The following is a 12378-nucleotide window of genomic DNA, read 5'->3' on the forward strand; positions in this document are numbered from 1 at the left end:
GCACGGGCCATCAGGCGTATGCTTTGGTCGTTTTTTCACCTCCACGCGCCCGTGCCATGTCCTCCGCTCCCCTCAAGCCCCTCGCCATCCGTGAACGCCTGTCCGAAGTCCGCTACGAGATCCGTGGCGAGCTGGCCCGGCGAGCCCGCGAGCTGGAGGCCCAGGGCCGCAAGCTGATCAAGCTCAACATCGGCAACCCCGGCGCGTTCGGTTTCCGCGCGCCCGAGCATCTGCAGCACGCGATCGCCGACGACATGGGCCGCACCGACCCCTACACCCACCAGCAGGGTCTGCCGGCCGCGCGCGAGGCGGTGGCCGCCTACTACGCACGCCGCAACACGCCCGACGCGCATCCGGACCGAGTGTTCATCGGCAACGGCGTGTCCGAGCTGATCGACCTGTCGCTGCGCGCGCTGCTCAACCCGGGCGACGAAGTGCTGGTGCCCTCGCCCGACTATCCGCTGTGGTCGGCCGCGACCATCCTCAACGACGGCCGCCCGGTGTACTACCAGTGCGATGCGGCCAACGGCTTCCTGCCCGATCCGTCGGAGATCGAGACGCTGGTGTCCAGCCGCACCCGCGCCATCGTGCTGATCAACCCCAACAACCCCACCGGCGCGACCTACCCGCGCGAGCTGCTCAAGCGCATCGTGGCCATCGCCGCCAAGCATCAGCTGCTGCTGATGGTCGATGAGATCTACGACCAGATCCTCTACGACGGGGCCACCTTCGAGCCGCTGGCGCCGCTGGCCGGCGAGGTGCCGTGCATCACCTTCTCCGGCCTGTCCAAGGTGCATCGCGCCTGCGGCTGGCGCGTGGGCTGGGCGCTGCTGTCCGGCGACGCGCAGCGCATCACCCCGCTGCAGCACGCCATGGACCTGCTGGGCGCGCTGCGCCTGTGCGCCAACGTGCCGGGCCAGTACGCGGTGGAAGCGGCCATCAACGGCCCGGACACCATCAGCGCGCTCACCGCGCCGGGTGGCCGCCTGTACGAGACCCGCCGCGCGGTGGTCGAGGCCTGCACGGCCAGCGAGCACCTCAAGCTGTGCGCGCCGGCCGGCGCGCTGTATGCGTTCCCGGCGGTGGTGGGCGATGCGGCCAAGGGCTTCGACGACTACGCCTTCGCGCTGGAGCTGATGGAGGACGAGGGCGTGCTGGTGGTGCCGGGCTCGAGCTTCAACGTGCCCTACCGCAACCACTTCCGCGTCACCCTGCTGCCCGATGCGGTGGCCATGCGCGAGGTGTTCACCCGCATCGACCGCGCGCTGGCCAAGCGCGCGGAGGCGGCTACCAAGGTCGTGCCGCTCAAGCCCAAGTCGCGGCCGGCCGCGGCCTGAGCGCCATGGCCGGCGTGCGTCCGGCGGCGGGCAGCATCGCGCCGCATGGCCTGCGCTATCTGGCGCTGGGCGATTCCTACACCATCGGCGAGGGCGTGGCCGATAGCGAGCGCTGGCCGGTGCAGCTGGCCCGCGCGCTGCGCGCCGACGGGCTGGGCGTGGACGATCCGCAGATCATCGCCACCACCGGCTGGACCACCGACGAGCTGCAGGCCGCGATCGATCGGGCCGCGCCGACGCCGGGCTTCGACCTGGTCACGCTGCTGATCGGGGTCAACAACCAGTACCGCGGTCGTCCGCTGGACGAGTACCTGCGGCAGTTCCAGGGCCTGCTGGAGCACGCCATCGCGCTGGCCGGTGGGCGCGCGCGGCGCGTGGTGGTGCTGTCGATTCCGGACTGGGGCGTGACCCCGTTCGCGGCCGCCTCCGGGCGCGATGTCGCGCAGATCGCCGCGCAGATCGATGCGTTCAACCGCGAGGCCCGGCTCGCCTGCCAGCGCCGGCACGTGGCGTTCGTGGATGTCACCACCGTCAGTCGCCAGCAGGGGGCCGAAGCTGCGATGCTGGTCGACGACGGCCTGCATCCTTCCGGCGCGATGTATCGGCTGTGGATGCAGCGCGCGTTTCCCGCCGCCCGGGATGCGCTAGCCTAGCGCGCTCCCGCCCCTGCGCCGAAGGATCGACGTGAGCGAAGCCACCCGTCCCATGCCGCCCCAGCAAGCGTTGGCCATCGCCCGCGCCTTCCTGCCACGCCGGCCCTGGGGCAATCGTCACGACTACTACTACACGCGCATCAAGCTGCGCACCGATCCGCTGTATCCCGGCGTGCTGGCCGCGCTGCGCGAGGCGCCCGGCCCGGTGCTGGACCTGGGCTGCGGCCTGGGCCTGCTGGCGCATGCGCTGCGCGCGGACGGCCAGCCGCGCCGCTATCACGGCGTGGACATCGACGCGGACAAGATCGCGCGCGCCGGCCGGATCGCGCGTCGCAACGGCCTGCACGACGCCCGCTTCGAGGTGGTCGACCTGGCCGCGCGCTGGCCCGAGCACCGCGGCAACGTGTGCATCCTGGACATGCTGCAGTACCTGCCCGAACACGTGCAGGCCGGCATGCTGCAGCACGCCGCGCGCATGCTCGCGCCGGACAGCAAGCTGGTGATCCGCAGCGCGCTGGGCGACGACAGCGGGCGTGGCCGCACCTCCAGGATCACCGACCTGATGGCGCACTTCACCGGCTGGATGCAGGAAGTACCCAAGCGCTATCCCACGCGCGAGAGCCTGGAGCACCACCTGACCAACGCCGGCCTGAGCGCCAGCTTCGTCCCGCTGTACGGCAACACGCCGTTCAACAACTGGCTGATCGTGGCCCAGCGCCGCGGTTGAGCCGGCCTGGGCGCGCTGCGCGCGCCAGGCCCGTCCACGCGGACGGCGAGGTCCGCACGCGATGCCGGCCGCTCAGAACCGCCAGGACAGGGTCAGCTCCACATCGCGCGGATCGCCGTAGATCCACTGGGTCTGATAGGTGACGTTCGCGTAGTAGTGCCGGTCGAACAGATTGCGCACGTTGAGCTGCGCCGACAGCGCCTGGTTGATGTCGTAGCGGGCCATCAGGCTGGCCAGCAGCACGCTGCCCTGCTCCAGCCGCAGCGTATTGCCCTGCGGACCGACGCCGCGATCGTAGAACGACGACTGCCAGTTGAACCCACCGCCGATCCGCCAGGGGCCGGTCTGCCAGGTGGTGAACACGGTGGCCTCGCGGCGCGGGCTGGTCGGGCTGACGTCCTTGCCTTGCGCATCGTCGGCGTCGAACTGCGCCCAGCCGAAGCTGATGCGCCATTGCTCGGTCAGCTCGCCATCGAGCTGGAACTCCACGCCCTGGCTGACCGTGCCGTCGGCGGCGCGATAGGCCTGATCGGTGGTGCCCGGCACCCGTTGGCCGGGATCGGCCACGGCGAAGTTGTCCTGCTCGATGCGGAACAGGGTCAGCCCGGCGTTGAGCCGCCCGCCGAAGTATTCGCCCTTGGCGCCGATCTCGTAGTTGTTGCCTTCCAGCGGCTCCAGGTAGCGGCCGTTGCGGTCGCGGTTGTTCTGCGGATTGAAGATGCTGGTGTAGCTGGCATACAGCGAATGACGCGCGTCCAGGTCGTAGATCAGGCCGGCATACGGCGTGGTGCGGCCGCGCTTGGCATAGGAGCTGGCCGGCGCCAGCCGGTCGGTGTTCTTCCAGTCGCTGACGCGGGCGCCGACGATGGCCTTGAGGTCGTCGGTCAGGCTGAAGCGGCCGGCGGCATAGGCACCGACCTGGCGGACGTCGTTCTCGCTGCCCTTCTGCAGCGGCGTCCAGGCCGGCTGCGGCATGGTGCCGGTCCAGGCGTAGACGCTCTCGGCCACCAGCGGTTGCAGCGGCAGGTTGTACCAGCTGCGCGCATTGCGGTCGGTCCAGGTCGCACCCGCGACGATCTCGTGCTCGCGCCCCCACCACGTCAGCGGCAGGCTGACGTAGGCATCGAGGCTGTCCTGCCGGGTAGAGGTGGGGTAATCCCCGCCGTAAATGCTGTCCAGCCCTAAGCCAGTGGTCGGGTCCGGATAGCCGTAGTAGCCGTACAACACCGACTTCCAGTCGGTCTCGAAGCGCTGGTGCGAATACTCCACGTGCAGCTGCGCCCCGCCTTCGAAGCGATGGAGCAGCCCGGCGAACGCGTTGGTGGTATCGGCCACGCCGCGCGCCCAGCGCGGGGTAAACGAATCCGAGCGCGAGAAGTGGGTGCGCGTGCCATCGCTGAACCAGGCCGGCACGCCGCCCCAGGTGGTGCCACGGCCGTCGTTGCGCTGCTTGCTGACACCGGCATAGCCATGGGTGGCATCGCTGAAGTCCGCATCGACGATGCCGTACAGCAGGCCGGAGGTCTTGCTGTAGTAGTCGCGGAACGAATCCTTGTCCTCGTAGCTGGCCACCACGCGGCCGCGGACGTTGCCGGCCGCGTTCAGCGGCGACTGCACATCGACGCTGCCGCGGTAGCGATCCCAGCTGCCGGCCGAGAGGCTGGCATTGCCGGTGAACACGTCGCTGTTGGCATGCTTGCGCACCAGGTCGATGGACGCCGCCGGGCTGCCGGCGCCGGTGGTCAGGCCATTGGCGCCGCGGACGATCTCCACGCGGTCGTAGATGGCCAGGTTCTGCTGCACATCGCCGGTGTACTGGGTGGGGATGCCATCGACCCGGTAATAGTCGATCTCGAAACCACGCGCGCTGATGTAGGTGCGCTCGGTATCCCAGGTCGGCGAATTGAAGCCGGCAACCGCGTCGGTGACGTCCTGGAAGGTGTGCAGGTCGCGATCGATGATCTGCTGCTGGCTGATCACCACCACCGACTGCGGCGTCTCGCGCAGCGACAACGCCAGCTTGGCCGAACTGCGCGCGAGGTCGGCGGTGTAGGAGTCGCTGCCTTCGGTGGCATCGCCACGATGGCCCTCCACCTTGAGGCGATCCAGATCGACCGCCTCCTGGGGGGCGGACTGGGCGGCCACCAGAAGCGGCCAGGCGCAGGCGATGGCCAGCAGCGAACGGGACAGCGAACGTACGGAAACGACCTGCGCGGCGAGGCGCGCAGGGCAGCAGCGATGGGACATCGTCGAGAGCCTCGGGACCGGTGGGAGATGCCGTCGTGGACGGCAGCTGGCTGGGCATCGGGCCTTGTAGGCAAGGCGCCGCCGGTCGCTGGCTTCAGCGCGGCATGGTCCGCTCGCGTTAAAACGCTGTCAAGAATGCTTGCCGGCGCAACCGAGTCGCTCTTGGTATCAACGTGCGATCAGGGAAGCTCGGCACGCAGGCTGCGCGCGCGCAGCGCTTCCAGCACGCGCCGCACGATCTCCACGTTGTGGCCGTGCGCGGCGCCTTCGTGCAGCAGGACGATGGCGCCGGGCTTGAGGTCGGGGACAAGGCGCGCCAGCACCTGGTCGGGCGTGCAGCGCACGCCGTCGAAGCCGCGCGCGCTCCAGGCCACGCGGGTCAGGCCGTGGCGGGCGAGCACCGGCGCGATGAAGGGATTGGTGTGGCCGACCACCGAGCGGAACCAGCGCGGCGGCACGCCGGCCAGTTCGGTCAGGCTGTGCTGGTTGGCGGCGATCTCGCGTTCGAGCGTGGCCGGCCCCAGCCGCCAGAACGCGGCCTGCGGATGGCTGTCGCTGTGGTTGCCCAGGCCATGGCCGCGGCGGACGATCTCGCGCACCAGGTCGGGCCGGGCGCGGGCGCGCTCGCCGACGACGAAGAAGGTGGCCTTGGCGCCGTGGGCATCGAGCAGGTCCAGCATCGGCCGCGTGTCGTCGGAGGGGCCGTCGTCGATGGTCAGCCAGACCCGGGGCTGCGCACCTGACAGGCGCACCAGGGCCGGGCAGAACAGCTGCGAGCGCGGGTTGAAGGTGGACCACAGCACCGCGCCATGGCTGACCAGCAGCACGGCCAGGCCCAGCGGCCAGCCGACCAGCCACCACAGCGCCAGGGCGACTACTTGTGACAGCGCCAGCAGCCCCAACCTGAAGTAGGGCCTGGGCGTGGCGCGATGCTGCGTTGCTTCGGGCTCCATCCCGCGCATCATGCCACGCGGGTAAAATTCCCCTCCTTTCTCGTCGTCCAACCCGCCGGTAGCCCTCATGTCCCTCGATCCCGCCCTGCGTTCGCGCATCGATTCCCTGCTGCAGTCCAACCGCGTGGTGCTGTTCATGAAGGGCCAGCCGACCATGCCGCAGTGCGGCTTTTCGGCCAAGGCGGTCGGCGCGCTGTCCACGCTGGGCGTGGACTACGCCCACGTCAACGTGCTGGCCGACCAGGAGATCCGCGAGGGCATCAAGGTCTACGGCGACTGGCCGACGATCCCGCAGCTGTACGTCGATGGCGAGCTGGTCGGCGGCAGCGACATCATCGAGCAGATGACCAACTCCGGCGAGCTGGCCGCGCTGCTGGGCGTGGCCGCGCCCGACCGCACCCCGCCGTCGATCACCGTGACCCCGGCCGCGGCCGAGATGCTGGCCAATGCCGTGGCCGACGCCGGCGGCGGCGCCGCGCTGGTGCTGTCCATCGACGCGCAGTTCCAGCCGAACTTCCAGCTGGGCCCGTTCGACGCCAACGCCATCGCCGCCGAATCCAATGGCGTGCGCATTCAGTTCGACCTGGCCAGCGCGCGCCGCGCCGAGGGCATCACCATCGACTGGGTCGACGACATCCGCGGCAAGGGCCTGGCCATCGACAACCCGAACGCGCCGCGCCCGGTCAATCAGCTCTCGGTGACCGAGGCCGCTGCCAAGGTCGCCGCTGGCGAGCTGCTGCTGGTGGATGTGCGCCCGGCCGATGAGCGCGCCATCGCCTCGGTCAACGTGCCGTTCAAGACCTTCGACGGCAACGGCCGTGCCGAGCTGGAAGCCCTGCCCAAGGACACGCAGCTCGCGTTCCTGTGCCATGCCGGCGGGCGCAGCCACCAGGCCGCCGAACAGTTCCGCGTGCTCGGCTTCTCCAACGTGCACAACGTGGCCGGCGGCATCGAGGCCTGGTCCAACGACGTCGATCCGAGCGTGCCGCGCTACTGATCCTTACGCGCGCATGGCCCACACGACACGCCCCGCTTGGGGCGTGTTGTCGTTTTGGTGATCGATTCAAGGGAGCGGTCCTCGCCCCTCCTGTAGAGCGGAGCTTGCTCCGCTGCGTTTCGGTCGGTTCGCCTGGAAGGCCTAGCGGAGCGAGCTCCGCTCTACAAGGCGTTTCGGTCGGATCGCGGGGAAGGCCTAGCGGAGCAAGCTCCGCTCTACAAGGCGTTTCGGTCGGATCGCGGGGAAGGCCTAGCGGAGCGAGCTCCGCTCTACAAGGCGTTTCGGTCGGATCATGGAAAAGCCCCAGCGGAGCGAGCTCCGCTCTACAAGGGGCCGCGACGTGATCGGGAGAGACGGTTGCTCGCAAGGCCCGCAAGGCCACTCCCGAGACTAGAAGCCACCGCCCGCGTCCAGCCAGGCCTGTTCCTCGGGCGTGCTGGTGCGGCCCAGCGCGGCGTTGCGATGCGGGAAGCGGCCGAAGCGCGCGATCACGGCCTGATGCGCATGCGCGAACTCCAGATGCTTGGCATCCCCCAGCGACTCGAACAGCGCCACCGCCCGCGCCTGCAGCGCCGCGTCCTCGGCATGGCTGAAGGGCAGATAGAAGAACGGCCGCAGCGCCAGCTCGGTGGCCTGGTCATGGCCGGCATCCAGCGCGCGCGCGGCGTAGGCCAGGGCCAGGCCGTCGGTGGCGAAGGCGTGGCCGCTGTCGCGCCAGGCGTTGCGCGGAAACTGGTCCAGCAGCACCAACAGCGCCAGCGCGCCTTCGGCGTTGTGTAGCCAGTCCTCGTGCTCACCGCGCGCGGCGGCGTGGTGATCGGCCAGGAACTGGGTGCGGAAGTTGGCGTCGAACGATTCGTTCTTCGCAAACCAGCGCTCCGACCCGGCCTGGCGCCAGAACTCCACCACTTCCTGCTGCCGGCTCGGCTTGCGCTTCACCGGCATGCGCGGCGCCTCACCTGACCTGTCTCGCCTGCCTGCTTGCGCCTGGACATGCCGCCTGCCTCAACGGGATGGATGGACCGGCGAGCATAAGAAGCGGCGATGAACGGGACGTGCAAACCCGCAGCGCCCGCCCGGTTGGCTGACAAGGCCGTCATGCGTCGCCTGGCAGCCGCTTGGGTTCGACAACTGCGAAACGTCCTGCAATTTTCCCGTGACCGGATCGTCCACAATGCGCGCCGGGAGGGCGCCGCCACGGATCGACGTGACGCGCCGCAACATCATTACAAGACCTGGCAACACGGCTCACGCCGGCTTTCGAAGGGGAAAGCGCATGCGGATCGGGATCGTGGTGGACTCGGCGTGCGATCTGCCCGCCGACTTCATCCGTCAACACAACCTCGTCGTCCTGCCGATCACGGTGCGCATCGGCGATGCCATCCTGGCCGACCATCGCGACGAGGAGGCCACGCTGGAGTTCCTGCGCACGCATGTGGCCGAGCGCGGCCATGAGGCGGAGACCACGCCGTTCTCGGTGCTGCAGATCCGCGACCTGTTCCTGCAGCGGCTGGCGATCGACTACGACCACGTGTTCTGCCTGACCATCTCGCGCCTGCGCAGCCAGATCCACGACAACGCGATGCAGGCGAGCTTCGCGATCCTCAACGACTACAAGCCGATCCGCCAGGCGGCCGGGCACACCTCGCCCTTCGCCCTGCGCGTGATCGACACGCTCAACGTGTTCGCAGGCCAAGGCGTGGCCGCGATCGAGGCCGTGCGCCTGCGCGATGCGGGCGAGAGCGTGGCCAGGATCCGCACCTCGCTGGAGGCGCTGGCCGAGAACACCTACGGCTACATGATTCCGCGCGACCTCTACTACCTGCGCGCCCGCGCCCGCACCAAGGGCGACCGCAGCGTGGGCCTGCTCAGCGCCGCCCTGGGCAGCGCGCTGGACATCAAGCCGGTGCTGCGCGCCTACCGCGGCGTGACCGAGCCGGTGGCCAAGCTCAAGGGCTTCGAGCCCTCGGCGCAGAAGCTGTTCGAGTTCACCGGGCAGAAGGTGCGCGAGGGACTGCTGACGCCGGTGGTCAACCTGGGCTATGGCGGCGAACTGGCCGAGCTGCACGCCCTGCCCGGCTATGCGCGCCTGCGCCAGACCTGCGAGGAACACGGGGTGCGGCTGTACGAGTCGGTGATGAGCCTGACCGGCATGGTCAACGTGGGCAAGGGCGCGCTGGGCGTGGGCTTCGCCGCGCCGCCGCACACCTTCTCGGCCTGAACACGGGGCGCTGACGCGCGCCGTCCTAGGCTGCGCCTCAATGCCATCGCGGAGGGAACACCCATGACGACCTATTACATCGCCCTGCCTGACCCCGACAAGGCGCGCGGCCCGGAGCCGGAGTTCAGCTTCACCTCCAGCAGCGCCGAGGGCTATGCGCAGCAGCTGCAGGATGCGCTGCGCACCGACCTGCTGTTCGCCCGCTGGCGCGACGCGCAGGACGAGCCGGACCAGGTTCCGCCCTCGCTGGGCGCGGTCGATCCGGCCGCGCATGTGCAGGGCAAGATCGACGACCTGCACATCGACCTGGTGGTGGACACCAGCCTGCCGAGCGAGGTGCTCAAGCATCGCCTGGGCCTGCTGGCCGGCAGCGGCTGGCGGCTGCACGACGTGCGCTGATGGCGCAACACCAGGGCTGCGAGAGGCCGCGCCATGCGCGGCCTTTCTTTTGATCGCACTGCTACTGCGACCGCCAACAAGAATCCGTCGTCCCCGCGAACGCGGGAATGACGGTTGAAGCATTGCTGACAGCGTTTACGGGACTGCATCCAACGGCGCCGCGCGACGCGAAGGCAGCCGCCACTTCAGGTTGACGCCCAGCGTGCCGAGGATGATCAGCGCCACGCCGAGCAGCTGCACGGCATCCAGACGATGCCCGTAGAGCGCGTAGTCCAGCACCAGCGTCACCAGCGGATAGACGAAGGCGATCACCGCGATGGTCGCCACCGACAGGTGCCGGTAGGCCGAGTAGAACAGCACATACACGATGCCGCTGTGGATCACGCCCAGGCCGACCAGCCAGGCCCAGTGCGTGCCCAAGTGCAGTGCGGTGCCGGAGGAGAAGCCCGCCAGCATCACCGAGCCGACGCAGCACTGGATGGTGACCACCGCGAACGGCCGCTGGCGCCCGACGCTGCGCGACATCAGCAGGGACGCACCGCACAGCACCGCGCCCAGCAGGGTCAGCCCGATGCCGGCCAGGTATCCGGCATCGACATGCTGCAGCAGCCGCAGCGGATCGGCCGAACAGACCACGCCGCCGAACGCCAGCGCGGTCCAGCCCCAGTCCGCCGGCCGCGTGCGCTCGCCCAGCAGCAGCGCGGCCAGGATCAGCATCACGAACGGGAAGAAGTGATAGACCAGCGTGGCCACGCCGATCGACGAGCGCGCCATGCCGGCGAACAGCGCCACCCAGTTGAGCACCAGCAACACCCCGGAGATCACCGCGCCGCGCAGTAGCACGCGGTCGCGCAGCACGCCGCGCAGATGACCGCGCGCGAGGCCCCAGGCCAGCAGGAACAGCACGCCGAACAGGCAGCGGTAGAACACGGCGGTCACCGGGTCCTGCCCGCTCTCGTGCACGAACACACCGACCGAGCCGATCAGCACCTCGGCGATCAGCAGCTGCCACAGCGCGGTGCGCGACGCGGCGGGAGGAGAGGCAGGCGACATGACGGCGGCTTCGCGGCAGGAGGAGAGACGTCAGGCTAGGCCGGCCACGCGCGGCAATACAGATTCAGTTAACCTCGAAGTTGACCAATACAGATGCCGCCCCATGCTGCTCTACGAAACCATCGCCGACGGCCTGCGCCGGCAGATCGCCCAGGGCACGCTGCGCGCGGGCGAGCGCCTGCCGTCGGTGCGGCAGCTCGCCCAGGCGCACCAGATCAGCGCGGCCACCGCCGTCCAGGCCTGCCTGCAGCTGGAGCGCGAAGGTCTGGTGCAGGCGCGCCCGCGTTCGGGCTATTTCGTCCATGCCGCGCCCTCCGCCCTGCCCGCGCTGCCGAAGCCGCGCCGGCGCGCGCCCGGCGAGGTGGCCAACCCGGCGCTGCAGCGGCTGCTGGAGCTCCCGCAGCGCCCGGGCCTGTTCCCGCTACACGCGGCGGTGGCCGACCATTCCCTGCTGCCGCAGGCGTCCCTGAGCGTCGCCCTCGCCCGCACCACGCGGCGGCGACCCACCGCCGCGCTGGAATACGCCCCGCCGCAGGGCGACCCGGCGCTGCGCCGGCAGATCGCGTTGCGCTACGAACAGACCGGCACGCCGATGCAGGCCGATGAGGTCGTGGTGACCGCCGGGGCAACCGAGGCGCTCAGCCTGGCCTTGCGCGTGGCCACCTCGCCCGGCGATGTGGTCCTGGTCGAGACGCCGACCTATTACGGCATCCTGCAGACGGTGGCCGCGCTGGGGTTGAAGGTGCTGGAAGTGCCCAACCGGCTCGGCCAGGGCATCGATGTGGCGCGGCTGGACCGTGTGCTGCAGCAGACCGCGGTGCGCGCGGCGATCCTGGTGCCCAACTTCAGCAATCCCAGCGGCAGCCTGACCTGCGATGCCGACAAGCAGGCGCTGCTGGCCAGCTGCGCGCGGCATGGCACCGTGGTGATCGAGGATGATGTGTATGGCGAGCTGGCCTGGTCGGGCCAGCGCCCGCTGCCGCTGCGCCACTGGGACACCGGCGGCAACGTCATCACCTGCGGCTCGTTCTCCAAGACGCTGGCGCCTGGGCTGCGCGTGGGCTGGCTGGCCGGCGCCGCCTGGACCGAGGCGCTGGGCCGGGCCAAGTATTTCTCCAGCTCCAGCAATGCCAGCCTGCCGCAGCTGGCGGTGGGCGATTACTTGGCGCGCCACGGGCTGGAGCGCCACCTGCGGCGCCTGCGGCGCGCCGTGGCCGATAACGGCCAGCGCATGCGCGATGCCGTCGCCCGCTACTGGCCCACCGGCACCCGCTGCAGCGCGCCGGCCGGCGGGCTGTCGCTGTGGCTGCAGCTGCCCGCCGGCGGCGACGGCCTGGCGCTGTTCGATGCCGCGCTGGCCGCCGGCATCGGCATCTCGCCTGGCGTGCTGTTCTCCAGCCGCGGCGACTACGGCGACTGCGTGCGCCTGAGCTGCGGCATGCCGTGGGATGCGCGCCTGGACCAGGCGATGCGCCAGCTCGGCAGGCTGGCGGCCAGACAGACCGCTTCGGCGCGCTGAAGCAGGGGCGGCGAGGCCAGCCGAGCGCACGTCGGTCGCGACGCGTTGGCACGCATCCAGCCCGAACCCTGCGCTCACCCGCGCTGCAACCCGCCGCCGGAACGCAGCGTTGAACCGGCCGCGCCGCCATATCCACGACATGACCACGCCGTCAGGCGCACGCTAAGCGTTCCTGACGCGACGCGCGTGCGGGGCGCCGACACTGCCGGCGCCCGCGCCCGCTACCGCGCCATTCGGTCCGTGTCCTGACGACGCGGGATCGCCAGGGCCCC

11 protein-coding genes are annotated in these 12378 nt (G+C 70.1%); 7 read left to right on the top strand and 4 right to left on the bottom strand.

The features are described 5' to 3' along the window. Positions 1 to 56: 56 nt before the first annotated feature. Genes QE438_RS12460 through QE438_RS12470 form a run of 3 tightly spaced genes read left to right on the top strand, consistent with a single transcriptional unit; the run spans position 57 to position 2717 of the window. Positions 57 to 1337: a pyridoxal phosphate-dependent aminotransferase gene (locus tag QE438_RS12460; protein WP_306995246.1), complete on the top strand. Its 1281-nt coding sequence runs from the start codon at positions 57 to 59 to the stop codon at positions 1335 to 1337. A 5-nt stretch (positions 1338 to 1342) separates the two neighbouring features. Further along, positions 1343 to 1990: an SGNH/GDSL hydrolase family protein gene (locus tag QE438_RS12465; RefSeq protein WP_306995244.1), complete on the top strand. Its 648-nt coding sequence runs from the start codon at positions 1343 to 1345 to the stop codon at positions 1988 to 1990. A gap of 52 nt (positions 1991 to 2042) precedes the next feature. Then, complete coding sequence (locus QE438_RS12470; RefSeq protein WP_130525214.1) at positions 2043 to 2717, top strand: class I SAM-dependent methyltransferase; 675 nt, start codon at positions 2043 to 2045, stop codon at positions 2715 to 2717. A 72-nt stretch (positions 2718 to 2789) separates the two neighbouring features. Here the strand turns inward: QE438_RS12470 and QE438_RS12475 are convergent, their stop codons facing one another. Together QE438_RS12475 and QE438_RS12480 are read right to left on the bottom strand one after the other, a co-directional pair. Continuing rightward, a complete protein-coding gene (locus tag QE438_RS12475; protein WP_306995242.1) occupies positions 2790 to 4964 on the bottom strand; it encodes a TonB-dependent siderophore receptor in 2175 nt (724 codons plus the stop codon). A 179-nt stretch (positions 4965 to 5143) separates the two neighbouring features. Continuing rightward, positions 5144 to 5917, bottom strand: coding sequence for a polysaccharide deacetylase family protein (locus QE438_RS12480; protein WP_306995240.1), 774 nt, complete (start codon positions 5915 to 5917; stop codon positions 5144 to 5146). Positions 5918 to 5984: 67 nt separating this feature from the next. On the opposite strand from QE438_RS12480, the gene grxD reads away from it, so the two are divergent. Continuing rightward, positions 5985 to 6914 (top strand): Grx4 family monothiol glutaredoxin, encoded by a 930-nt coding sequence (gene grxD / locus QE438_RS12485; protein WP_130521723.1) that lies wholly within the window; start codon positions 5985 to 5987, stop codon positions 6912 to 6914. 390 nt (positions 6915 to 7304) lie between these two features. On the opposite strand, the gene QE438_RS12490 is transcribed toward grxD, so the two are convergent. After that, positions 7305 to 7859 carry a DUF924 family protein gene (locus tag QE438_RS12490; RefSeq protein WP_306995237.1) on the bottom strand — a complete coding sequence of 185 codons (555 nt, stop codon included), beginning with the start codon at positions 7857 to 7859 and terminating at the stop codon, positions 7305 to 7307. Between the two features lie 331 nt (positions 7860 to 8190). Here QE438_RS12490 and QE438_RS12495 point away from each other — a divergent pair, with 331 nt between their 5' ends. Both QE438_RS12495 and QE438_RS12500 read left to right on the top strand, forming a co-directional pair. Next, positions 8191 to 9135, top strand: coding sequence for a DegV family protein (locus QE438_RS12495; protein ID WP_131659153.1), 945 nt, complete (start codon positions 8191 to 8193; stop codon positions 9133 to 9135). A 63-nt stretch (positions 9136 to 9198) separates the two neighbouring features. Beyond that, positions 9199 to 9534, top strand: coding sequence for a hypothetical protein (locus tag QE438_RS12500; protein WP_306995234.1), 336 nt, complete (start codon positions 9199 to 9201; stop codon positions 9532 to 9534). Positions 9535 to 9669: 135 nt separating this feature from the next. Here QE438_RS12500 and QE438_RS12505 read toward each other — a convergent pair whose 3' ends face one another. Further along, positions 9670 to 10587, bottom strand: a complete 918-nt coding sequence (locus QE438_RS12505) for a DMT family transporter (protein WP_306995232.1) — start codon at positions 10585 to 10587, stop codon at positions 9670 to 9672. 103 nt (positions 10588 to 10690) lie between these two features. Here QE438_RS12505 and QE438_RS12510 point away from each other — a divergent pair, with 103 nt between their 5' ends. Next, positions 10691 to 12106 carry a PLP-dependent aminotransferase family protein gene (locus tag QE438_RS12510; RefSeq protein WP_306995230.1) on the top strand — a complete coding sequence of 472 codons (1416 nt, stop codon included), beginning with the start codon at positions 10691 to 10693 and terminating at the stop codon, positions 12104 to 12106. Positions 12107 to 12378: the final 272 nt, after the last annotated feature.

This window comes from Pseudoxanthomonas sp. SORGH_AS_0997, assembly GCF_031453535.1.
Taxonomy (GTDB): Bacteria; Pseudomonadota; Gammaproteobacteria; order Xanthomonadales; family Xanthomonadaceae; genus Pseudoxanthomonas_A; species Pseudoxanthomonas_A winnipegensis.